This is a genomic window from Clostridioides sp. ES-W-0018-02 (assembly GCF_020658175.1).
Lineage (GTDB): Bacteria > Bacillota > Clostridia > Peptostreptococcales > Peptostreptococcaceae > Clostridioides.
On record NZ_JACVVY010000001.1, the window covers coordinates 987,426 to 1,011,152 of the forward strand.

The 23,727-nt window shown below is 25.7% G+C and carries 22 protein-coding genes and 1 riboswitch; of the genes, 10 read left to right on the forward strand and 12 right to left on the reverse strand.

Annotation, left to right across the window (positions count from 1 at the left end):
- Window position 1 precedes the first annotated feature (1 nt).
- The 3 genes from IC219_RS04425 to IC219_RS04435 form a co-directional block, all read right to left on the reverse strand.
- The gene (locus IC219_RS04425; RefSeq protein ID WP_227830694.1) at window positions 2-1,261 is read right to left on the reverse strand and encodes a PTS ascorbate transporter subunit IIC; all 1,260 of its coding nucleotides are present in this window, start codon (window positions 1,259-1,261) and stop codon (window positions 2-4) included.
- A 145-nt stretch (window positions 1,262-1,406) separates the two neighbouring features.
- Window positions 1,407-1,685, reverse strand: a complete 279-nt coding sequence (locus IC219_RS04430) for a PTS sugar transporter subunit IIB (protein ID WP_227432736.1) — start codon at window positions 1,683-1,685, stop codon at window positions 1,407-1,409.
- Window positions 1,686-1,697: 12 nt separating this feature from the next.
- Window positions 1,698-3,617 (reverse strand): BglG family transcription antiterminator, encoded by a 1,920-nt coding sequence (locus tag IC219_RS04435; protein ID WP_227830695.1) that lies wholly within the window; start codon window positions 3,615-3,617, stop codon window positions 1,698-1,700.
- Between the two features lie 441 nt (window positions 3,618-4,058).
- Between IC219_RS04435 and IC219_RS04440 the strand changes: the two genes are divergently transcribed.
- Window positions 4,059-5,147, forward strand: a complete 1,089-nt coding sequence (locus IC219_RS04440; protein WP_227830696.1) for a DUF2185 domain-containing protein — start codon at window positions 4,059-4,061, stop codon at window positions 5,145-5,147.
- Between the two features lie 195 nt (window positions 5,148-5,342).
- On the opposite strand, the gene IC219_RS04445 is transcribed toward IC219_RS04440, so the two are convergent.
- The 5 genes from IC219_RS04445 to IC219_RS04465 form a co-directional block, all read right to left on the reverse strand.
- Window positions 5,343-6,086: a DNA alkylation repair protein gene (locus IC219_RS04445; RefSeq protein WP_227482780.1), complete on the reverse strand. Its 744-nt coding sequence runs from the start codon at window positions 6,084-6,086 to the stop codon at window positions 5,343-5,345.
- On the reverse strand, window positions 6,079-6,669 hold the full coding sequence (locus IC219_RS21630) for a TetR/AcrR family transcriptional regulator (RefSeq protein WP_255612859.1): 591 nt from the start codon (window positions 6,667-6,669) through the stop codon (window positions 6,079-6,081). Before IC219_RS21630 ends, IC219_RS04445 begins: the two co-directional genes overlap by 8 nt.
- Window positions 6,656-7,084: a hypothetical protein gene (locus IC219_RS04455; RefSeq protein ID WP_227830697.1), complete on the reverse strand. Its 429-nt coding sequence runs from the start codon at window positions 7,082-7,084 to the stop codon at window positions 6,656-6,658. The genes IC219_RS21630 and IC219_RS04455 overlap by 14 nt, the downstream gene beginning before the upstream one ends.
- Window positions 7,085-7,552: 468 nt before the next feature.
- The gene (locus IC219_RS04460) at window positions 7,553-9,622 is read right to left on the reverse strand and encodes a sensor histidine kinase (RefSeq protein ID WP_255612858.1); all 2,070 of its coding nucleotides are present in this window, start codon (window positions 9,620-9,622) and stop codon (window positions 7,553-7,555) included.
- 195 nt (window positions 9,623-9,817) lie between these two features.
- On the reverse strand, window positions 9,818-10,510 hold the full coding sequence (locus IC219_RS04465) for a response regulator transcription factor (RefSeq protein ID WP_227432729.1): 693 nt from the start codon (window positions 10,508-10,510) through the stop codon (window positions 9,818-9,820).
- 895 nt (window positions 10,511-11,405) lie between these two features.
- Here IC219_RS04465 and IC219_RS04470 point away from each other — a divergent pair.
- On the forward strand, window positions 11,406-11,582 hold the full coding sequence (locus tag IC219_RS04470) for a DUF6530 family protein (RefSeq protein ID WP_227830699.1): 177 nt from the start codon (window positions 11,406-11,408) through the stop codon (window positions 11,580-11,582).
- A 639-nt stretch (window positions 11,583-12,221) separates the two neighbouring features.
- Here IC219_RS04470 and IC219_RS04475 read toward each other — a convergent pair.
- Together IC219_RS04475 and IC219_RS04480 are read right to left on the reverse strand one after the other, a co-directional pair.
- Window positions 12,222-12,491: a hypothetical protein gene (locus IC219_RS04475; protein ID WP_227830700.1), complete on the reverse strand. Its 270-nt coding sequence runs from the start codon at window positions 12,489-12,491 to the stop codon at window positions 12,222-12,224.
- A 250-nt stretch (window positions 12,492-12,741) separates the two neighbouring features.
- A complete protein-coding gene (locus tag IC219_RS04480; protein ID WP_227432727.1) occupies window positions 12,742-13,119 on the reverse strand; it encodes a BlaI/MecI/CopY family transcriptional regulator in 378 nt (125 codons plus the stop codon).
- Window positions 13,120-13,328: 209 nt separating this feature from the next.
- Window positions 13,329-13,425, forward strand: a riboswitch (cyclic di-GMP riboswitch).
- Window positions 13,426-13,474: 49 nt separating this feature from the next.
- Here IC219_RS04480 and IC219_RS04485 point away from each other — a divergent pair.
- Both IC219_RS04485 and IC219_RS04490 read left to right on the forward strand, forming a co-directional pair.
- A complete protein-coding gene (locus tag IC219_RS04485; RefSeq protein ID WP_227482782.1) occupies window positions 13,475-13,651 on the forward strand; it encodes a hypothetical protein in 177 nt (58 codons plus the stop codon).
- A 611-nt stretch (window positions 13,652-14,262) separates the two neighbouring features.
- On the forward strand, window positions 14,263-15,066 hold the full coding sequence (locus IC219_RS04490) for a hypothetical protein (RefSeq protein WP_227432725.1): 804 nt from the start codon (window positions 14,263-14,265) through the stop codon (window positions 15,064-15,066).
- A gap of 508 nt (window positions 15,067-15,574) precedes the next feature.
- Here IC219_RS04490 and IC219_RS04495 read toward each other — a convergent pair.
- Window positions 15,575-16,180: a DUF3794 domain-containing protein gene (locus tag IC219_RS04495; RefSeq protein ID WP_227830701.1), complete on the reverse strand. Its 606-nt coding sequence runs from the start codon at window positions 16,178-16,180 to the stop codon at window positions 15,575-15,577.
- Window positions 16,181-16,378: 198 nt separating this feature from the next.
- Between IC219_RS04495 and IC219_RS04500 the strand changes: the two genes are divergently transcribed.
- From IC219_RS04500 to IC219_RS04525, 6 genes are all read left to right on the forward strand, one after another.
- Window positions 16,379-16,951 carry a DUF3794 domain-containing protein gene (locus IC219_RS04500; protein ID WP_227482784.1) on the forward strand — a complete coding sequence of 191 codons (573 nt, stop codon included), beginning with the start codon at window positions 16,379-16,381 and terminating at the stop codon, window positions 16,949-16,951.
- A gap of 26 nt (window positions 16,952-16,977) precedes the next feature.
- The gene (locus IC219_RS04505) at window positions 16,978-17,580 is read left to right on the forward strand and encodes a DUF3794 domain-containing protein (RefSeq protein WP_227432722.1); all 603 of its coding nucleotides are present in this window, start codon (window positions 16,978-16,980) and stop codon (window positions 17,578-17,580) included.
- Window positions 17,581-17,610: 30 nt separating this feature from the next.
- Window positions 17,611-18,810 carry a hypothetical protein gene (locus IC219_RS04510; protein WP_227432721.1) on the forward strand — a complete coding sequence of 400 codons (1,200 nt, stop codon included), beginning with the start codon at window positions 17,611-17,613 and terminating at the stop codon, window positions 18,808-18,810.
- A gap of 410 nt (window positions 18,811-19,220) precedes the next feature.
- On the forward strand, window positions 19,221-20,021 hold the full coding sequence (locus IC219_RS04515; protein WP_227830702.1) for a PIG-L family deacetylase: 801 nt from the start codon (window positions 19,221-19,223) through the stop codon (window positions 20,019-20,021).
- Window positions 20,022-20,205: 184 nt separating this feature from the next.
- Window positions 20,206-20,922 (forward strand): response regulator transcription factor, encoded by a 717-nt coding sequence (locus IC219_RS04520; protein WP_227432719.1) that lies wholly within the window; start codon window positions 20,206-20,208, stop codon window positions 20,920-20,922.
- Window positions 20,891-22,489: a sensor histidine kinase gene (locus tag IC219_RS04525; protein WP_227482786.1), complete on the forward strand. Its 1,599-nt coding sequence runs from the start codon at window positions 20,891-20,893 to the stop codon at window positions 22,487-22,489. Before IC219_RS04520 ends, IC219_RS04525 begins: the two co-directional genes overlap by 32 nt.
- A gap of 143 nt (window positions 22,490-22,632) precedes the next feature.
- On the opposite strand, the gene IC219_RS04530 is transcribed toward IC219_RS04525, so the two are convergent.
- Window positions 22,633-23,628 carry a GGDEF domain-containing protein gene (locus tag IC219_RS04530; RefSeq protein WP_227830703.1) on the reverse strand — a complete coding sequence of 332 codons (996 nt, stop codon included), beginning with the start codon at window positions 23,626-23,628 and terminating at the stop codon, window positions 22,633-22,635.
- Between the last annotated feature and the right edge of the window lie 99 nt (window positions 23,629-23,727).

Below are 23,727 nucleotides of genomic sequence, written 5' to 3' on the forward strand. Positions count from 1 at the left end.
CTTATAATACTCCTCCAAATAATGAACCTATAAACTTACTGATTATACCAAATAATGAAAGGTCGTTACCACCAAATATTAGTATCCAGTTTTTAATAGTTCCTGAGTAAATTACAGCAGATATTCCTACTAAAGCTACCATAAGTATTGCAGCTACAGCTGTACCTATTATAGCTCCACGTATACCACCTTGCGATTCTCCTATTACTGCTGCTGCTCCGCACTCAAAGAATGAAGTTATAACAAGTGGTATAATTAACATGTTAAATATATTGAAATAGTTACATATTAAAATCATAGCTGTAGATGTTAACATAGCAACTAAAAATCCTATTAATACAGCATTTGGCTTATAGTTAAATAGTATTGGACAGTCAAAAGCTGGTAGTGCGTTTGGTACAACTTTTTCTGATATGCCTTGGAATGCTGGCATTATTTGATTTATTAACATTCTTACCCCATGAAGCATGATTATAAGACCTGCCCCAAAAGAAAGACCTTGCTTTATTGCATATGTTCCAATAAACTCATTAGCATCCTTAAATGCCCCTGGTATTACTATTCCAACAACTATAAACATTAAAAATACTGCCATTCCACCACTTATAGATATTTCTCTAAAGAATGATAAACTTTGAGGTATGTTTATATCTTCTGTAGACTTTTCTTTATTTCCTACTAACTTAGCGACAAACCCTGATACAAGTGCTAAACAACCTGCTGGATGCCCTAGTGTAAAAGATTCATCTCCAATAACGTCAAATACATACTTTCTTAATAACCATGGCATTATTGACCAGTAAAGTGCTGATAGTACTGCTGCAAAAGCTATTAATACTCCACCACCTAATCCAGCTTCAACTCCTGATGCTACAAATATAAACGGAAACCAGTAAAGCATGTGACCTGTTAAGAAGATTGTCTTAATAGATGTAAATCTTGCTATCATTAAATGAAGAGCTAGACCTACAAACATAGCTAAACCTATAACTCCTCCATAACTTGCAGTAAAAGTAACATCACTTAAACCTTCTGTTACCGCACCACCACTTATACTTTGGAAAGCTCCATTAATTGGTGCTATCGAACTGACTAACATACCTGTTCCAGTTTCCATAATTATGATTCCAAAAGCTGCAAGTAATGCCCCCTTTATAACATCTGATGCTTTCTTTTTCTGTAATATAAGACCAAATGCTGCTATTAATCCAATTAGCATAGACGGATTACGTAAAATATTATTTGAAATAAAATCAAGCATTATATTTTTTTAGTGATAGGTTAACTATTTAAGTTTTCTACCACTAAAATCCCCCTCTCTTGCTTACTATTTTTAATTTCAGTAAGCTTTTATTTTATGTCGATTAACTTAAATTTACTTTTAAATTTACTTTTTTAAATTTATACTATTTCTTATCATTTAAAAAGGTTTGAACAACTTCTGTAACTTCTGCTAAGTCCATATACTTCTTAACTGGATATACTGGTACATTACAAGTTCCTTTTAATTCATTTAATAATTCTTGGCTTGTAAATATACAGTCACAATCAGCTCCTCTAGCTGAGTTTATATCTGTATTTTCTACTTCACCTTCTATACTTAACTGCTTTAAAACCTTTTGTATCGTCATTTTTAATACCATTGATGAACCTACACCAAATCCACATACTGCTAATATTTTCATTTTAAATTCCTCCTAATTTTGTTTATTTATAAGTTCTAGTATTGAGGTTTTGTCTCCATTAATTATTAAATTTATATTTTCTTCTTCATACATCATTTCTGAAAGTGATGCTAATGCTCTGATGTGAGTAGTGTTATCTATAGCAGCTAGTACCATAAATATATTCACTGGCTTTCCTAATAAATCAACCTCATCTTTTACTATAAGTAAAGACATGGCAAGTTTGTTTACCCCTTCTTTAGAACTTGCATGTGGTAGAGCAAATCTATCAGCTAAAACAATATAAGGTCCATACTTTTCAACTGACTTTATCATATTTTCTATATACAAGTCTTCTATAGAGTTGTCTTCTAACAATGGTTTTGAGGCTATTTTTATTGCTTCTTTCCAATCTTTAACATTTTTTATTATATTGACCCTATCTTCATTAATTAATTCCTTTAACATTGGTTGATACATCTCTCCTTCATCTATCTTATGTATTATGTTTAATAAGTCAGCTTTTAGTGATTCTTCGTTATTAATAACTCCATTTTTTCTTATCGCCTGTATTATCAGTTCAAGATTGAAATACTTCTCATTTTCTTTTACACTTATGAGTTTGTTCATCAGTAATTGAATGTCTGATGTTGTTAAAAGAGGATTCACAACTATTACATTACTTACATTTTGTATGTCTATGGTTGTAATTATGTAATCATAGTATATATTTACTTCTTTTAGTTGCTTAATAGATACTATACCTACTATTTCTATAGTTGGTATGTATTTGTATAGCTGTATTTCCAAACTCTTTGATACCATAAGACCATTAGGACAAACTAGTAAAACTTTATTCTTTCTTAGACCATTATCTCTAGAACCTCTTAAGTATCCTCCAAAATATGCTGCTATAAATCCTATTTCTTCTTCTCTTATACCTTCAAATACAGGAAACTCTTCTTCATTTTCTATAATTGACTTTATAATCTTATAAAGTGACTTATGTTTATACTTCGTTTCGTCTAGCATAGGGTTGCTAATAGGAAACTTAAATCTTATTCTGTTGTAAGAAGAATGCAAGTGCCTTAAAATATTTTTTTTAAACTCATGTTTACTTTCTAATTTTATTGCTGTATTTACTTCAAACTTGTCTATAAGTTTATCTACATATTCTTCAACAACATCTTCCTTAACTTCACTATTTAAACTAGGAAGTGAACTTACATAAGCACATACATAGGCTTGTTCATTTTCATTAGCTTCTTCACACAAAAGTTCTTTACAATTATTAAAGTAACTAATTTTTTTAGCTTCATTTAGATATTTATAAGAATACAAGGTTTTCCCATCTCTTATTCTTTTATTTAGAAACTTTGTAAACTTAGTTAAATTTAATAAAGAGTAATCTGTAAGGTTTATGCATCCCTTTGTATCAAAGTCAGTTACTTCCTTACTTATAGAATTAATTTCTAATACATTTTCTTGTGTAAGTATCAAGAAAAGTTCTCTAATAACATATTCATCACCTATTACTTTGTACTTTCCCTTGTACTCTAATTTTAGTCCCATTGTTTGAAGGTGCTTTTTTATATCAGTTATTGTTTGTACTACTGTGTTTTTTGAAAGTAACATTTCATTTGTTAGTTTTTCTATTGATATTTTTTCATCATGTAATATCTTGTTTAATATAAAAGTTTTTCTATATTCACTATCTAGAAATTTATCTTCTTCAGCTGAAATTATTTTTCTTACATTACCTAAGTTACCTTCAAATATAAATTTGTGCTTTATATTTTTTATATTACCTCTTTTTCCTAGTTCTTCATTTATAGATAGGATATCGTAATAAACAGTTCTTTTTGATACATTAAACTTTTCTTGTAGCTCTTGTGATGTTACATTGTTATTTTTAATAATAAAATCTAATATTTTTTTAGCCCTTTCCTTCATACTGCCTCCTTAATTTTATTATCTATATTTTACATACATAGTGCCATACCAAATAATTGCACATGATTTTACCTTATTCTATAATTTTGCACAGTTTAACCCTAATCTAAAAGATAAATGATACTAAAAAGTATTTTTTAAAAAATATGGGAATGGCATAGATTATTTTTTCAAAAAAACAATCTATACTGAGTAAAAAATCCCTAAGTTGTGTCTACTTAAATAAATAGTACTGTAATGATTTAATACAATCAAATACAATTATTACCATACAGATTGAAATAAGTATCTTTGCTAAAATCAGAAAAACACAGAATTTAGTATGAAGGTATGATACGATATATTTAACAAATAAATTGAAAGATAACAAATCAACCATCAAATAAAATAATGTCTATTATATTTATTATCAAGAAATTTTTGAAAGTAAGGAGAATTCGTATGGAACTGTTTAGCAAAAATAAAAAAGAAACAAAAGTCGAAAAATCAGAAGTAAAGCAGTATATTACTGGGGCAGGTGGCTGTATTGTCAGCAAATCGATTCTCAATGGAACATCAAAACTGAGGTGGCTTTTTAGAGAGCATAGTGAGTTTGGAAATGGATGGATTGCTTTTGGTGATACAGATACACAAGAGTATGTAGACAATCCCAAGAATATGGCAATTGTAGATTTTAATACACTTATTAACGTTGAACCAACTACTTTGAATATTTTTTATATGCCCATAGGAACTGATTTAGAATTTCACTCTAATAAAAGTGGAAAATATTTTATTGATACAAATACAGGAAAAGAAATTAGAGAACAAGTTAAACATCCTGCTCAAATAGCATTTGAAAAAAACCTAAAATTTCTAAATCAGGAAAACTATTCAATAGAATTCTTTCAAAGCTTGTTTCAAAGAAGTGAGAAACTTGAACCATTCATTATAGGAGAAACAGATTTCCCAAGTGGAGAAGTTGTCCTTGCAGACCCTCTTGCGTATTTAGGTAGTGAATATATGACTTATTTAGAAAGAAAAATACCTGTTGGAAGTTATTCGGTAGAAATTTCTATCTGCCATTCTAAAATTGCAGGACTTAGAATTGCAGCATCAAGATTGATTATCAATGACAAAAAACCTATCAAGTATGAAATTGCAATGCCAAAGGGAAAGAAATGCGAAGATTTTGGAAAGTCAGGAGCATGGACTTTCTTTGGTGTGGATACAGGATTAGCCTGTTTTTCAGACGCAAAAGTTGCAAAGGAGTATAGTAATTTTATAACAAAATGGCAAAATGAAAATCCAGGTAAAAACAAATATAATGATTATTTTGCAACACTTTTTCAAAAAAGTCATGAAATGCATCCAAATTTACAGAATAAAAATGGCAATTTCTTACTTTTAAAATTACCACAAACATCCTACAGATTAATTATGTTCACAAGCGGTATAGGTGATGGTATTTACAGCGGATATTGGGGGCTTGATGCAGATGGAGAGGTCGCAGAACTTGTAATCCCATTTATGAATCCAACATATTTTTAAGATATTAGGTTGATTATCAGTTTAAATTTATCATTAATATTAGTATTATACACAATATATGTTTGCCTCTATAAGAAAATATTTTGAAAAATACAATTTTCTTATAGAGTTTTTTTATAATTACTTTTTAATTACCTTTTTTCATTAGAAAGATATCATCTTTAGACCTATTTTTGAATATAAATACTACAAACATTATTTCTTTTTATTTTTTGTTCTTGAAGCATGCTTAATAATCCATTGACATTCTTTTGTTATATTTTCTGTTTGCCAACTAGAAATAATTAATTCAAATTTATCTTGCTCTTCTTTGTATAAATCATTTAGATTATTTGCTACACTCTTTTGAATTGTTTTATCTGTATCATTTTTTAGATTAGACAATAATTCAAAATAAGTATCAAAGTATTCTAAGGCAACATACATTTTTTTTGCCCATGGCAACCGTATTCTGAGGCATTCACTGGCTAATCGACGAACTCTTTTATTACTATCTTTACTCCATTTTAAAAGCAATTCCATAGACTGTTCAGGAAAATTATTTATTATAGTACGCATACAATATTCACTAGTAAATCTTTTTGTCAACTCCTTACTGAAAGTTGTACTTACTTCAAAATTTTCTCCACCAAACTTCTCTACATACTTTCCAATGGGCCATAACCAATAACCCTCTGTAAACATGCCTAAACTGCCTTCTAACTCTGGACCTAATATATTCTCAAAAACATTAATAGTATCTGAATAGTTTAAATTGATAGACTTTTTTAAAGCATTTGCTAATAACTCTTGCCTTTCATTGAATTCTAACAATTCAATAGTTGGTTTTGTTAGTGAAAAAAACTCATTAATAATAAATTCTGGATATACTGATTTTATTTTTTCAGCTAAGAAGTTTACATATTCAATGTCATAGTAGTCTTTCACTTTCTTAGCCATCTTTTCTAAACCCTGTCAATAAATGAGAAATCGCTTTATAAACTTGATTTTTATCTAAAATATTGCTTTCTGCAAGAAAAATAGATAAATCATTTAATGCACCAGAAATCATATGTGAAATCATATGAATATCAAACTCTATTAATTTCCCATTTTTTTGTGCAACTAAGAGTTGTTCTTCCAAAAGTAAAACAGAATTCTCATTATCCATTTTTTTCCACTTTGTCCATTCTATAATATTGGGTGCTTCGATTAATAATATTCTTTTGTTAGATTCTAAAGTAGCTGATTGTACAAATCCAACACAACCTAAAATTAACTGTTCCCATATATCTTCGGATTTCATAGCTTCTTTTTCTACATTTAATCCAACTTCATACTGAACAAGATTTAAAACTGCTTTAAATAGATTTTTTTTATTTTTAAAATGGTGATATACTGCACCTCTAGTCATATTAGCTTCTTCTGCGATAGCTTCTAATGATGTCTTCTCATAGCCATAAGTAGAAAAATGATTACGTGCAATAGCAATCAAATTTTTTGTAGTATTTATAGATGCTAATTCTTTTTTATTTTTGTTCATTTTCTTTACCCGATTTCTTATAATTTTTAAGATACTCATTTGATGGCGGAATTATTTGAATAATATCAACCAAAATTTTACTTGGAGTTTCAATAATAAAATGTCTTTGTCCAAATTCTTCATTTTTTATATCTAATAAAAGTGATGATTTTTTTCTACTAATTACTTCTGAATATACAGTGTTTACGTCATTAACTTCAATATTAAGAATAAGGCCTTCACACTGTTTTCTATAAAGTTTAGGTATTGAATCATGTGAACTATCAATCAATGCCAACTCAAATTCATCATTGTCTTTTAAGCTAATATACCAATCACTATTAAAGGTTTCCTTGAAATCAAATAATTCTATAAAAAAATCTGCTTCTTTTCTTATATCATTGCACATTAGTACAGGATAAAAACTATTTTTCATAAAAATAAGCTCCTTTATATTTGGTATCATCAATATAACATACGGACAGTATGTATGTCAATTTTTTTTGAATAAGTGAGATTGAGAATTTATTTTAAAAGAAATATCTAAATTATCTTATAATCTTCCAGTTACCATCATTTTGAACAACAAGAGTGGGACGAAACAATACATTTCAACTGATTTAATTTTTATTTCAAAATCTATTTTAGATTTTCATGACATAAAAATATACTCCCTTCATAGCATCATTTGTTATTATTTCAACTGTATACTTATAAAGGGAGCATATCAAAATTTCCAGTAATATTGAATAAGAAAAATATATTTACACAAATCTATCTATATTCTCATAAAATTAATTAAAAGTATTCCTTTCTTTAAAAGTATCTATATAATTGTTTTGTAAGAAACCTTTCAATATCTTAATTTTTCTGTAAAAATTATATTATGTCTTGAAATTTTATTTTAATCTATCTTTATTTCTTCTTCATATTTTTGAAATTCTAAATTTGCTTTAAACAAATCCCCATCTATCTCTATATAGAATTTTCCACCTTGTAAGTTTACTAAATCTCTTGCAATAGCAAGTCCTAACCCACTACCTTCAGTATTTCTTGATTCGTCAGCTCTTTTAAATCTTTCCATAATTTCACTTGGGTCAAAATTTAACTCATATGACGATATATTTTTCATAACAACCTTTACATTGTCACCATTTTCATAAACATCTATATAAACTCTAGTACTTTCTAAAGAATACTTAGCTATATTTGACAATAGATTTTCAAAAACTCTATACATTCTTCTTCCATCTGCCCATATATAAACTTTTTCATTTGGAACATTTAGTCTTATACTTAAATTATTTGTAGATAACTTTTCTTCTAGTTCACCTATACTTTGCCTTAAGAGTTGCACCAAATCAATTTTACTAATTTGTAACTCTATATTTCCACTACTTACTCTACTTGCTTCAAATAAATCCTCTATCAATAATTTTAACCTCTTTGACTTTGATTCTAATACATTTATATAATCGTTTATATATTCTGGTTGTATAGAATCTTCTTTTTTAATTAAATCTACATAATTTATTATAGAAGTAAGTGGAGTTTTTAAATCATGAGATACATTAGTTATAAGGTCAGATTTCATCCTTTCACTTTTTACCTGTTCTTCTATTGCTTTATCCAGACCTTCTCCAATATTATTTATATTTTCTGCTAAAGATGTAAAATTATCATTTCCACTAATTTTTATCTTATAGTCTAATTCACCATCTTTTATTTTTTCGGTACCTTCTATAACATAACTCAAATAAGAAAGCCTTTTGGTTATATAAAGTGCAAAACCCAAAAATATACATATAGAAAATAACAATCCTAGGCTCACACTTTGAACACTAATTACAATTGTTAAAACCAAAGATATTATTACTATACCAATAACTTTTCTTGCTAAAGATACTTTTTTTATAGCGTTAATGACCTCCCTTACAGTTTTTATTAACCATAAAATCACCCTTACTATAATACTTGACTTAAATATACATATTTTATTTTCTAAATGACTTAACTGAACAGTTATAAAAAATATATTATTTGAAATTAGTAATGATGCTATAGAAATTAGTAATATAATATAAATATCATAGGATGTATCAATAACATACAGAAATAGAAGTATTATTGAGGTAACTATTATTACTGCATTAAATTCCATAGGTATTTTATTGTATATTAATAAAAATACATTGTCTTTCTTTAATGCCTTGTATTTAATTCGTTTACATAATATAATGGACAATAAACATATAATAGCTAAAATTAAACTAGCTACAAAAAATAATTGCACTTTTTCTGTAGCTTGCTTAAACGTTTCAAAGTTATTGTATACAATTCCATCTTCAATACTTAACTCTTTAGGAAAAGATACATAGACTTCAAAAGCTTTATCCATACCATTTAGTTTTAAATCGATATTATTTAATTCAGATTTTTTTCCATTTAGTTTTTTAGTATAGGAACTTTTTTCTACTCCTTCTATTATTTCTACATCACAATAACCCTTTATGTTTTGCTTAAATTCATCTAAATCATTATATATTGTGTTCGTATAATACTCTCCTGTATATGTATTTCTAATATACATTTTTACATTTTTTAAAGAGTCTAAGTATTCTATAGATGATAGTTTATCATTTACAAAGTTATCATAATCATTATTTAAAGCAACATTTTTTCCGTTTCCTTCTGATTTTGAATCCTCATAATTTAATTTAAGTTTTTCTTCTTTGGTGTATCCACTACTTACAGATAGTTTCAAATTATATAATAAATCTTGAATTGTACTTTCATCAAATATATTGCTGTCATAAAAATCATCAGATATTCGAAAAATTCCACTATTTGTAGAAGTTTTTTGTATATTGTGTTTAGGTTCAGCAAGTCCTATTGATGCAAATAGTATAGCTAATGGAAACGAAATAGATACTATTATTAATGCTACTAACTTTAATGCTCTATATTTTTCCAAGTTGTTCACCTCATCTACATCGTCAATATCTTATATAAAATAAAATTCAATACAAGCATAATTCCCATAGAGTACACTAAGCTACTTGAGAAGAAGTTAAAACATATAAGAATTCCTAATATTTGTGTAAAAGTAAAAACGACTAAAATCAAAATGCAATTAAATATTAAACTCTTTTCTTTCATAAGTTTTCCGCTAAAATTTTTCAATCTTATAACCAACTCCCCACACCACCTTTAAAAATCTTGGTTCTTTTGGATTTATTTCAATCTTTTCTCTTATTCGTCTAATGTGTACTGCTACTGTATTTTCTGAATTAAAACTTTCTTCATTCCATACTTTTTCGTATATCTCATCTATCGAGAAGACTCGTCCTTTATTTTCTAAAAGAAGTTCAATTATTTTATATTCAATTGGTGTCATTTTTATATTTTCGCCATCAATCTTAACTTCTTTTGTCAATGTATTTAGCTCTAGAGCCCCACTTTTTAAAATTTCTTTACATGTATCTTCATAGTTACCTAAGGTTACATATCGCCTTAAGTTTGATTTTACTCTAGCTACAAGTTCTAATAGATTAAATGGTTTTGTTATATAATCGTCAGCTCCAATGTTTAATCCCATTATTTTATCTGTATCTTCACTTTTTGCTGAGATTAAAATTATTGGTATATTTCTTTCTTCACGTATTTTTACAGTTGCTTTGATTCCATCTAATTTAGGCATCATTATGTCCATTAAGATTAGATGGATATCATTTTTTGTTATTACTTCTAATGCTTTCATTCCATCATATGCTTTATGTATTTTAAATCCTTCTGATTTAAGATATATCTCTATTGAATCAACAATCTCTTTATCATCATCTACTACTAATATATTGTACATATTTTCACTTCCTCTATTGTATAATAATCCTTATATTTATTATACAATATCTTTCACTCCCTTTCTCAATAATGACTAAATTGTTATATTGTATTATCTTACATTTTTATAATTTTTCTTTATATCTATATAATAGAATATAAATCTTAAGAAAATATTATCCTAAATCTTAAATATTTCTTAAGATTTAAGATAAATTGAGGTTTATTTGAATTAATTAATTTGAATTATGTTGTTTTCAGATTACTTTCATTTAAGTATTTTGATTGGATTCAGCTGAATTAATGTATATAAATTCTTATTGAGTAGTTTTTATTTTCTAGGAGGAAGAATGGTGGAAGAATCATATTTTACTAATTTTCTTCCACCATTCTTCCTCCCGAATATAATTAGAAGCATTTATTTCACTGCAATAATAGCTACTTATTTAAATTCAATTTTTATACATCCTATCTACTATATACTATACATATCCTATTAAAATTTATATAAACAGAAGATAAACTTATTTCATTTTTTTAACATGTTCAGAATAATAAACAAAATGAAGGTAGAAAAAGTTATAATTTCATACCTTCATTTTGTTTATTATGTATCTATTTGTCATTTTTTTATTTCAAATTCTTAAAATATTCTTCGAGTTTAATTAATTTATCTTCATCCACTATCACTAAAGTTTTTCAAATAAGAGAATTTAGCTGAATATATCCATCTAATTTTTACCATATAACCTATATGAATTGCATATACCTTAGTTGTATTTTTTATATAATCTAGTTATTTCAATATAATTACTAAATATGTTACTAATAAATTTATTTATTTTATTGGCATTTATTATATTGTTTATTAGAATGAATTTAATAAAATTTTTAAATAAAAGGATATTGATAAAATGAGAGTAGCTGAGTATTTGTCACATAAACCTATAGTAGCAGTATATAATCATGATAGAATTGATGGAAAGTATGCAAACAATTCTGATGCAAAAGCTTTGTCTTTAGAAAAACCCCAAAACAAATTGAGCATTTCCAATACTTACACATATACAACTCTCTTAAATTTGCAGTGAGTGGCTAATAGTGCAATTGATAACACTTATCAAAGTCTCTCAACACCTTATATTCCAACTGTTAAACTATACTTTAGTAGAAAAATCGCACACTACAAAACTTCTATATTTTTATTATATCATAATAATATTATTTTTGAATATGTGTACCAATTTGTGGTATAATAAAAGCAAGAAGAACTACAATCTATTTAGACGTAGAGTGAAGTTCAAATACTAATGTTTATTCTTTTTGAACTTGATTTTTAGTTCAAAACTAAAGTCACTCCTGCCAGAGTGGCTTTTTACTTTTTTAAATAACTTACTAATATAAGTAAACTATTAAACTGGCAACTAAACTGGCTAGTATGCCCTGTAAAAAATTATCCATACATATTCACCTCCCTTCTATACCTTGGGAGGATAATCTTTTGTATGAACTCCACTCTATAAATTGTAGATTACATCTTCTTGCTAAAAAGATTATAACATATAACTTTTACATATTTTACCTATTATATATTTAACTAAGCAAATTTGAACAAAGCAAAAGCGCCTACCATTTAAGTAGGTGCTTCTTTATTCTTATATATCTTTACTCTAATCTCTATTAGTATTAATTACACCAAAAATATAATCACTAAGAATATTTTTACTCTTTTAATCTTTTCTAACACTTTTATCAAACAGTATCCCTATTCCTCCTAGTAAATCCAATATAGAACCAAAATTTCTATATTGTGAAATAGATTGTTCTAAATATACATTGTATTGGTTGGTATCCATTGTTCCACCATTTTGTCGCATAATACAATCTATATTAAATTGCCCTAAGGCTATACAGCAAAATAACACTATTATTCCAATTACAAAAGCAAATATACATATTGTAAGTTTAATATCATTATTTTCTATAAATATACCTCTCATAATTTAGATTTCTTTGTTATTTTTTAATTAATGATATATTATCTACATTTTTTATCTTTAAAATATGTTCAGAATAATAAATAAAATAAAGGTACAAAAACTTATACTTTCATACCTTCATTGTTTTTATTATTTAATTATCTATCATTTTCATTTTTTAAATTATTGATTTATATATATATAAATTCTATCTCAATAAAGTTTTCTAAACAAGAGAATTTATATAAATATTTTTGCAATTTATTCCAAGTCATTCTTCAAAATTCCTATAATACTCTTCTAAATAATATAGTTTTTCTTTACTTATGGACTTATGTGTAGTCGTAAGAGAACGTATAATTTTTCTGTTTTTAGTAGATTTTAATACTTTTTTCTTGAAAGTATCATACTCTTCACTAGTTATTATTATTTTATAATGCGATTGAAATCTTATAATATCTCTAGCTAAAAAATCCTTACAAATTAATCCTTTTAATATTATTTTTATTGTACTCTTATGCCATCCATATATCTGCTTTATGTCTCTTATTATTTCTTTTTTAGATATCAAAGAATCTTTTTCCCATAGATAGCACATTACCACAAATTCTGCTCTTACTAACTGTTCTATTAATATTTCTTCTTCCACATTTTGTCACTCCCTCAAATTCTGTCTAGTTCAAATTAATAATAGAAGCTTCTAATCATAATTGATACAGGTAATTTTTACCATAAAATCTATATATTTAGTATGTTTTTTTTAAGTAAAATGACGTTCATATTTATAAATTTATCCAATTTTCAAACAATCATGTTGAATAATAACTAATTCTGTTGTATTATTGTAGTTGTAGAATAAAACTAAATCGGCAAAACTAGAGAAATTTAGTGACGCAAAGCTATAGGGACTAAGACTTGTAAAGTATATTATAAGTTATGTCAGCCAGTTGCCAAAAAGATATTTTTCTTTTTGTTTTTATGAAAGTTTTTTAGGGGGATAATATATGTTTAGAGATAAAATGGATAGATGTACACATATGTTAACTGCTTATATTGGTAGTTCATATGATTATTGTGATTTTATAGATACACAGTTAGATGATTTTGTACTAGAATACGGAGAAAATATAGTAGAATCTTGTTTGCATCAAGTGATGGTATTGGTAAGTAAGTATAATTAAATAGACCTTATTTTCTAGAAAACCCTTTTTAGTTTTATCTACTTTTAAATACTATTCTGTTAAAAAATTAATTAAAATATATTTCTATCATTCACAGTTTTATTTTTTATTAAAACATGATATAATTTTGAGATTTTATTTAAGTACGAAATCAAAGAACACATGGACTGCTGTTTGCCTTCATTTCGTACATAACTTTGTTTCTATTCAAGTCTGAAATAAGTTAGACTTTTAATATATTTATATTTGTATTTACCCTAATTTCTTTATTTTTAGAATCTAATACTTCTATAATATTAGTTAATGCCTTCTATGCATCATTTTCATTTACAACAAAATTATTATTTATCACCATTACAATTTATAAATTTATCTATATCTAAGGGATGCTTAAATTTAGTTATTATACCTCTATTGCATAAAAGTTCTTTCACATGTTTATTCATATATTTACACAAAATATAAAAAAATTATATAATTCAATTGGAAATAGCATTTTTATATATATTAATGTAAAATTTTGTTTTTATTTGTATCATAAAGGTACTCAAGTCATATATATATATTAGGATATTGAATTTATCCTAATATATATATAGGAGTGGTAAAGAGTGGATAATACAAAGAGTTTAGAATATTATAAAAATAATTTAGAATCATATTCTAGTGATTTAATGAAATTAGTAATTGGATTAACAGAGGAGAAATATTTAGATGCAAATACAAGAGTTTATTTAACACCTTGTCAAATATGGAGAATAATAAAATATTTTTTAGTTGGCGAAAGTTATGATTTATATGATGCAAAAGTTAAATTAGATTTTCAGAAAGATTTAAGTTTCAATTTAGATAATGGCATATTAAATGAACTTTCCGAAGAATTAGAATCTCTAATAGATTCTAATTATGTAAAAAACTGCAAACTTAGAGAAGAATTAAAAAGAGCTTTTAGATTGTCTGAGTGTTTAGCTGAAGCTATAAGACAAATAAGTTGTAATGATAACTGTGAATTTTTAGTAGGAAAATTATTTTGCTTATTGGTACAAATTATACTTTTAATAATATCTATTATAGCTAAAATAATTATACTGTTAATATTCTGTAGTGATTGCATTTCATGCAATGATGAAAAAGATGTAAGATCTTCTTTCTGCGATTGTCTAATTTGTGATTTAGAAAAAGAATTGGATGAAATAGAAGAGTTAATTGATGAACTAATTAAATTAGCCATTGCATTTATAAAATGTGGTTCAAAAAAATGTAAACATGATGAACATCACGGCTGTGACTATTGTAATATTTATCATGAAAACTCATCTTATATAAACAATTATGAAGATGATATACAAGAATGCTTTGATAAGTACAAAAAACAATGCTATACAAAAAAATGTAAATGTAATAGAAACTACTAAAAATCTTATTTTTATACAAAATAAAATCTTTCAAAAGCTCTATTAACTATAATAGAACTTGTTATTTTTATCTAATATATTTTGATAGCTAAATATATAGAATAATACAAATAATATGACTTTTTAGCTATTTGAAATATTTTATAATAATATACAAACTATAATACAGAAGAAGTTACTTCAATAGGTTTAAAAATCTAAAAGAGATAGCTTCTTTTGTATAAGTAAAAATCTATAATATTTTTACTTTTTTGAAATCTATAAAAAGACCTTATTTTTATATGTAATTGAGGTCTTTTTTTATTATCTTAAATTTACTGATATATAATTTTTTCCAATATTTTAACTCAAATAGTAACAATTATAAGTTTAATAATACTATATTATATTAATTTATTATATATCTATTTATAGTAATTGTTAAATTTTCTCTTATATAAACTGACTTTAATTTAATAAAAAGACAATAAATATATGTAAATATACCTATTGTCTCTTATTTAAATATTTATTTGTATCTAATTTTACTATTATATTTATCACTAAGACTATATTTACATTGTGTAACATTATTACAACTATCTGAACAGTCATCATTATCATAATAGCATAAATTTGGATTATGCATACAATAACTTCTACAGCATTTACAATTATTACAATTACGAAGTTGTGGACAAATTATAAATAATAGTGATAAATCAATCATTCTACAATCAAAGTGTTTTACACAAATATTCTCTATTCCAACAAAAATAGTTTCTATAATATTATCACACTTATCATACCTCAAATCTTTTAGCAAGATAAATTGACAAAATGGTATACTCCAATGTGCAGAATGAAGAGACTGCTGACAATTATCTCCTGTATATATAACCTTAATATTTTTAAATCCTTTTATAACTAATTTTGGCCCTAGTATAGTGTTAATAATCTCCTTATCTTCTATGCATATCTTTACACTTACTTCATTAATACATTCTATATCTGGTTTTTGTGTTGGAATACATAGTATATCATCTTCTATAAATTCTTTATAGTATTTCATACATTTGTTATCTGGATAGTCTTCTAAGGGTGTAATTCCAGTTTTTAAAATACTTTCATTCATATAAATATCTCCTTAATTTTATAATTATATAGAGATTAAAGTTTCTATATACATTTTATATATGATATAAAATCATATATTGTTATAAAAAGGCTAAAAAAATAAAAAATCTTAAAAACATGTAACAAAAAGTCGAAATTTAAATAAATTATATTGAGAGGTAAAAACTTTCAATAAATTATATAAGGAGAGATAAATATGAATAGTAATGCATGTGCTTGTAATATGGATTTAATTGATGTAAGCGGTTTATGTGACATAGACGATGTTACACAGGTTATAAGTCAATATCCTTATTGGTTTCAGATGTATATACCAGAAACATTAAGTATCCCAATACAAAAACCAGATATTGAACAGATAAATTCAGTTAATGTATCAGTGAATATATTGAGAACAAAAGTAGTAAAAACACCTGTATCACCTTTAGATGCTAATTGTGATTTTATACCAAACTTAGAAGGAAAAATCTCTACAGGAAGAAAAATTATTGTTGAGGGTGAATTGTGTCAAAAAATATCTTATACAGCTGATGAAAGATCTCAATCAGTTCATTCTGCACATTTTTATGTACCATTTTCAAGCTATATAGTTATACCACAGAAAATTACTTTTAATAAGGGCACAAAATCAATGAAATTAGACTCACTTGATGTAGACTATCAAGTAAATGCGTGTATAGAAGATTTGTCTGTAAGCCTATTAGATGCAAGAACTATCTCGAAATATACAACATTATTATTATATGCAATACCAAGAAATACATTATAAAATTATAAAAATAAGGAGTAGAGGAAATGTTAAATTCTAATTATACAAATGGCACATCTTATCAATTCCATGATAAATGCTGTTGCGATGATAAGATATTAAATATTGTTGGTGTCTATCCAGAATCAAAAATAGAAAAAGTTTTGCAATGCCCCTGTCCTGAAGATAAAAACAAATGGACAGAGTTTTTTGTATCAGAAACAGTAGATATACCATCACAAAAGCCAAATATAGAAGATATAGTTGAAGTACATTCTTGTGTAGATATAATATCTCAAAGAGTAATAAAAACACCTTTAGTAAACGGATACAGCTCATGTAATGGATACTATATCCCAGGAGAAACTATACCAAATGGAGAATGTACAAATTTGACAGGAAAAAAACTAATAATAGAGGGACTACTAAGACAAAAAATAATCTATACAGCAGCACTAGGTGAACAATCAGTTCATTCTGCAGATTTTAATATACCATTTTCAGTATTTATAATAATAGAGAAAAATACACCACTATACCAACAATTTAAAATAACAGCATATATAGAGGACATATATGCATGTGTATTATCAGAAAGAAGTGTCTTTAAAAATACAACTATTTTTATAAAGGCATCAAAAATATGTTAAGTAATTTAAATAAAATGAGGAGGAATAAAAATGGGATGTAATAAAAAAACTTGTGAATGTGACTTTAATATCAAAACTTTAGGTATATGTGATGTATCAAAATTAAATATGAATGGATGTAAAAAAGAAAACTTAAATTGGACAGAGATTTCAATTCCTGAGATACTTCCCATCCCAAGATTAAAACCTGATATAGAAAATATAGATCAAGTTTATGCAAGTGCAACAATTACTTCAGTAAAACTTATAGAAACTCCATTTGCATATAAATCATATAATTTATATATTAGCTTGGATATATTGAATAAAATAGAAGCTATATTAGATGCGTTTCTAGCAACAAATATACAGACAACAATTAATACATTGATTGGTGGAATAAATGATTTAATATCAACAATTAAGGATGCTATACCTTTAATACCTGGATTAGGTGAGATTATAAATCCTTTATTAGCTAAGTTACAAAGATTACTAGATTTAGTTCAACCATCTGTGAATTCTATTTTATTTGATATTGATAATTTGTTAAATACAATTCAAACTGATATAGCAAGAATAGTATGCGAATCTCTTAATTCTATAATATGCAGAACAGACGATTTAATAAGATTACTAAAATCTATACAAATTGTTATCAATGATATATTTGAAACAGTTAGTACACTTGAAGGACCATTAATAGAAATATTAATAACAACTTTACAAACAATAATTAATAATATCATTACACCTTCATTTGAGATATTAATTGGAGAAAATGGTATATTAATTATACTTGTTGAAAGTTTAAGTAGAATACCAATCGATTGTGACAAGACTAGTGCATTTGCAATACTACAAAATGCTGAAGGAACATGCTTAAATGGAAGAAAACTAATAGTAAATGGTTTATTAAAACAGAAAATAGTATATACTGCTCTAGTAGATGAACAATCAGTTCATTCTGCACATTATGAAGTACCATTTTTAGCATATATAATTCCATATGCCAAATTTGAATGCTTGACATATGAAGAAGGAATAGTTATTTCACCACCTGGAAGACCAGTAGTTACAATAAATGGTTACAGATATAATCCTAAGCTAGACATAGAAGTGGATTTATGTGAGGAATTTATTGTAGATTCATGTATTGAAGATATATATGTAAATGATCTTGATGAAAGAACTATATTTAAAAATATAACATTATTCTTAAAAGCACAATTAAAATCGTTGTGTAATTAAGGTTAATACTATTTTACTAGTATACTATATAAAGTAATATAAACAAACCAAATTAATAACAGTATCTAAATTTTCAAAGGCGTTAATAATACCAAATTTACGCCTTTGAATTTAGTTTAAATACTTAATACCTCACTAAATGAAAGCAATGAAAAAATAGTCTTTGTGCCACGTACGCTTAGATTCAATAATTCATAAAACGTCAAGTAGATATTTAGCTTATTTATAAGTTTATTCCAATAAACCACCCCTTCTTTTTTCTTACTTCTATATAAATTTTTTTAATTTTTAGTTTGGTTAACAAAAAATTTTATTCCATTAATCTACTCTATATTTTTTGATTTTTAAGAAATAATTTTTAATACTTTGATTGATAATATAAGTAAGACAGCTTTTCAGGAGATGATTAAATGACTCTTAAAAACAAGAAGTTTACTATAAATAAGTATGGAATTTTATCTATCATTTTAGTTTTATGCTTGATTTTAACAGGTTTTAATAGCTATGTTAATTATAGTAATAGAAAGTTTAAAGATTATGTTGTTTTCTATGTTCAACATCAAGATGATGAGGTATTGTGGGCTGGTAGTGCTATTGTAAATGCTGTAAAAGAAAGAGGACAAAATAATGTATTTGTGGTTTTAGTATCTACTGGATGTGGTATATCTGTTTTTGATAGATATAAAAAATATGAAACTCTTACAGATAGCCAAAAATCAGAATACAGAAATAGAGAGTTCTTAGCTTCTCTTAATAATCTAGGAGTAAAAAGAGAAAACATAATAATCTTACCAGAAAAAAATGTAAAGGGTACTACTAATTTTAACTCTATGGAAGAAATTGCAATTACTTTTGAAAAAAAATTTAAAAGTGTAACCCATATAGCACATACTTACAAGTTAGATGACCATTTACAACACATAAAAAATGGCTCTGTTATTCAAGGTCTATATAACTCTGGTCAAATCAAAGATGCCAAATACTTTGTAAAACCTAAGTTTGCTCATGAAATAAGTTTTAACAACAAGATAGTTTATAAAGCTCATTCTATTGAGGACTATGAAAAAGTTAAAAATGCATGTGAACAATATAAACTTATTGATGAATCAGAATGTAGAGAGGGTATTGGTTATAAATCTGACCACAAATCTTTTGATAAATTATTAAGTGATAAAAATGTTCCTGCTATACTCCACACTCCTAATTTATAACAAATATTTATTTTAAAATAAATATTTGTTATAAATTCTTAATAATTATGAAATTCCTTTGTTATTTATATTTGTTAATATATTTTTAGAGCTAGTCAATTTATATACTTACTGTTTTCTGAAACCAATTTTTAGTATAAAATAAAAATTGATTAAAAATAAAATTTCGAGGGGGATTAATGAAGTGAATCAAAATATATTGGTTGTAGATGATGATAGGGAAATAGTAGATGCTATAGAATTCTATTTAAAACCTGATAATCTTAACGTTTTAAAAGCATATGATGGGTTAGAAGCTTTGGACATATTAATTGAAAATGATATTAAATTAATAATAATGGATGTAATGATGCCCAATTTAGATGGTCTTAAGACTACTCTCAAGATAAGAGAAAAAAAGAATATTCCTATAATACTTTTATCTGCAAAATCACAGGATATGGACAAAATTATAGGCCTTAATATGGGTGCTGATGATTACATAACTAAACCATTTAATCCACTCGAACTTACTGCACGAGTAAAATCTCAGCTTAGAAGATATATAAACTTAGGAGATTTTAGTAATACAAACAATTCAAATGATACTAATTATATTTTAAAAAGTGGAGGTCTTGAGCTAAATACAGATACAAAAATAGTTTCTTTAGATGGTGAAGAAGTTAAAATGACACCTCTTGAGTATAAAATACTTGTTCTTCTCCTATCACGAAAAGGAAAAATATTCTCTTCTCATGAGATTTATGAAAAAGTTTGGAACGAAGATGCTTATAGCTGCGAAAGAACTGTTGCTGTTCATATTAGAAGAATTAGAGAAAAGATTGAAGTAAATTCAAAAGAACCAAAATATTTAAAGGTGGTGTGGGGTATTGGTTACAAAATTGAAAAACTTAATTATTAATGATTCAAGAGCAAAATTTATTTTATTATTACTATTATTTCTATCGCTTTCTATATTATTTGAGACAATATACGATTTAAATAATAACTTTATTGATATTAATGAATTTAAATATTTATACAATGAGGTAGCTATACCTTGCTTTTACTACTTTGGGCCTCCTTTGTATTTATCAAAAACAAATTTGAAATTTATTTGTGAAGGTATTGCATTATTAAGTTGTATATTGGCTATATTATTTTTTATATTCTATAAAAAAAATAACCAAAATAAAGTTAAATTCTTAGAAAACATTATCACTTTCTTTTCCAATGTAAAGATTGAGTTTACACTTATATTAATTTTAATACTTTTAGCATTACGATTTTACATATTTACAAACACTAAAATGTTCTACAATACAAATTTAATTGTATTTAATTTTATTATTCTATCTGTAATTTATATAATATATGAAAACATAAAGCATGGTGGCTACAATCCAAAAGATATGTCTATAACATGTAGATTCTTTTCAGATCTTGTTAGCAGATATAATAGAAAAACTATAAATAAGAAACTAGCTATAGCATTTTTAATCTCTATAGTTATACAAGCAGTTATTCAGTACATAGCTTTAGTATTATTTATGCGTATATATTACGCTAATGCTATAGTTATAGAGGTTTTATTTACACTTGTAAGTATAATTGCTTGTTCTTATATATACAACTTTTTATCTACTAAGTTTAATTACATAAATAATATCTCAAAAAATATAAAAAACATTGAAAATGGAAATCTAAAATATAAGTTGGAAGTGATAGGAGATGATGAAATATCTGCTTTATCTAAAAGCATAAATAATATAACAGATGGTCTTGAAGCTGCTGTAGATGCTAATATAAAAAGTGAAAGAATGAAAACTGAGCTTATAACAAATGTATCTCATGACTTAAAGACTCCACTTACATCTATACTAAGTTATGTAGATATGTTAAAAAATAACGACCTTGATAAAGAAACTATAAACGACTATATAAATATTTTAGATAAAAAATCACAAAGATTAAAATTATTGATAGAGGATATATTCGAAGCTTCTAAACTTAGTAGTGGTGATGTTGAATTTAATATAACAAAGACTGATATAAAAGAACTCTTAATTCAAAGTATAGTAGAACTTGAAGATAAAATTCAAAACAGTAATTTAGATTTTATAATAGAAACACCAGAAGACTCTGTATTTACTATGATAGATGGAAAAAAGACTTGGAGGGTCTTTGAAAACCTAATTGGTAATATACTAAAATATTCTATGAAAAATACTAGAGTTTACATAGATATGTTTATAAAAGATGAAAATATAATAGTAACCTTTAAAAATATTTCAAATGATAAATTAAATCTAAAACCAGAAGAATTAATAGAAAGATTTAGAAGAGGTGATATATCCAGAAATACAGATGGCTCTGGTCTGGGCTTATCAATTTCTCAAAATATAATTGAATTACAAAATGCAACTATGGAAATAATTATAGATGCTGATTTATTTAAGGTAACCCTTGCTTTTAAAAAAATTAATTAATATTAAATATATAAGGTTGTAAATTGCAAAATAATTTTTATTTTAAATTACATGCTATAAATAGTTAACTTGTAATTTACAACCTTATTAAAATCATAAAACTATTTTTAATATACATATATACTTATTTTTATATACTTGCTCTAATATATAGTCTTATTTTTTCCTGATTTTTTAGCTTTATATAATTTTTTATCTGCCTCGCTTAAAAATGCTTCAAAGGAATCAAAGTCTATCCATTCAGAAATTCCAATGCTTACAGTTATTTTATATTGAAGTTCTTTAAAATTATATTTAAGTAGACTATTATGAACTTTAGATTCAATATGAATTGCTTTTTCTATATTTTCTGTCAAAACAATAAATTCATCTCCACCATATCTACCAGCAAATAGATAGTAATCTTTAAATGATTGAATGATGTAAGCCATCACTCTTATAACCTCATCTCCCACTAGATGCCCATAATTATCATTTACATGTTTAAAATTATCTATGTCGATTATCATTATTGCATAATTTTTAGAATTATCTTTAACAGTATATTTTATATTTCCCATAATGGCTCTTTGATTTAATAAACCAGTTAATTCATCCGTAATAGCCAGTTGCTGAAGTTTTCTGTTTGCCTCTAACAACATAACTCTTTGCTCTTCTATTTCTTTTGTTTTTTCATTAATAATGGCCTCTAGTCTATTATTTTCAGCTTCCATTAAACTTATCGGAAAATACTCACCTATTTTTTGTAAATCATTTGCAACAGAATTATGAACACTACTTATTAGTATTTCTCCCTCATATTCAACACATAAGTATGTTATTCTTATTTCTACTTGAAAATTATAGCCTTTTTTAGTTTTCTTACAAACTAGATACTCTCCAAATACAGTATGTGAATTTTTTGAATATTCTTTACTATCTAGCCATAACTTTTCTAAAATAAAACTATCTGGTGATTGTTTTACATACTCTTCTAATAAATACTCTACCTCTTCAATACTATTCCCTACCTCAAACTTTCCAGTACCAATCCAACATATATTTTTGTGAAAAAAAGACATACATTTTTTCACATCCCTATCTACAAAATATGCATTTATAAACTGCTCAACACGTTCAACATATTTGTTCTTAAACATAATATTATTATCCCCTTATCGTTCTAATAAAGTTATTATATCATGACATTGTGTATTTGTTTAAAGAAAAAAATTTATATCTATACATAATATATTTTT

Coding starts and splice junctions, on each gene's coding strand:
- IC219_RS04470 (WP_227830699.1), top strand. CDS start 11,406: ATGAGAGTAGCTGAGTATTTGTCACATAAACCTATAGTAGCAGTATAT.
- IC219_RS04510 (WP_227432721.1), top strand. CDS start 17,611: ATGGGATGTAATAAAAAAACTTGTGAATGTGACTTTAATATCAAAACT.
- IC219_RS04475 (WP_227830700.1), bottom strand. CDS start 12,491: ATGAGAGGTATATTTATAGAAAATAATGATATTAAACTTACAATATGT.
- IC219_RS04500 (WP_227482784.1), top strand. CDS start 16,379: ATGAATAGTAATGCATGTGCTTGTAATATGGATTTAATTGATGTAAGC.
- IC219_RS04515 (WP_227830702.1), top strand. CDS start 19,221: ATGACTCTTAAAAACAAGAAGTTTACTATAAATAAGTATGGAATTTTA.
- IC219_RS04505 (WP_227432722.1), top strand. CDS start 16,978: ATGTTAAATTCTAATTATACAAATGGCACATCTTATCAATTCCATGAT.
- IC219_RS04425 (WP_227830694.1), bottom strand. CDS start 1,261: ATGCTTGATTTTATTTCAAATAATATTTTACGTAATCCGTCTATGCTA.
- IC219_RS04465 (WP_227432729.1), bottom strand. CDS start 10,510: ATGTACAATATATTAGTAGTAGATGATGATAAAGAGATTGTTGATTCA.
- IC219_RS04495 (WP_227830701.1), bottom strand. CDS start 16,180: ATGAATGAAAGTATTTTAAAAACTGGAATTACACCCTTAGAAGACTAT.
- IC219_RS04435 (WP_227830695.1), bottom strand. CDS start 3,617: ATGAAGGAAAGGGCTAAAAAAATATTAGATTTTATTATTAAAAATAAC.
- IC219_RS04455 (WP_227830697.1), bottom strand. CDS start 7,084: ATGAAAAATAGTTTTTATCCTGTACTAATGTGCAATGATATAAGAAAA.
- IC219_RS04430 (WP_227432736.1), bottom strand. CDS start 1,685: ATGAAAATATTAGCAGTATGTGGATTTGGTGTAGGTTCATCAATGGTA.
- IC219_RS04445 (WP_227482780.1), bottom strand. CDS start 6,086: ATGGCTAAGAAAGTGAAAGACTACTATGACATTGAATATGTAAACTTC.
- IC219_RS21630 (WP_255612859.1), bottom strand. CDS start 6,669: ATGAACAAAAATAAAAAAGAATTAGCATCTATAAATACTACAAAAAAT.
- IC219_RS04485 (WP_227482782.1), top strand. CDS start 13,475: ATGTTTAGAGATAAAATGGATAGATGTACACATATGTTAACTGCTTAT.
- IC219_RS04440 (WP_227830696.1), top strand. CDS start 4,059: ATGGAACTGTTTAGCAAAAATAAAAAAGAAACAAAAGTCGAAAAATCA.
- IC219_RS04530 (WP_227830703.1), bottom strand. CDS start 23,628: ATGTTTAAGAACAAATATGTTGAACGTGTTGAGCAGTTTATAAATGCA.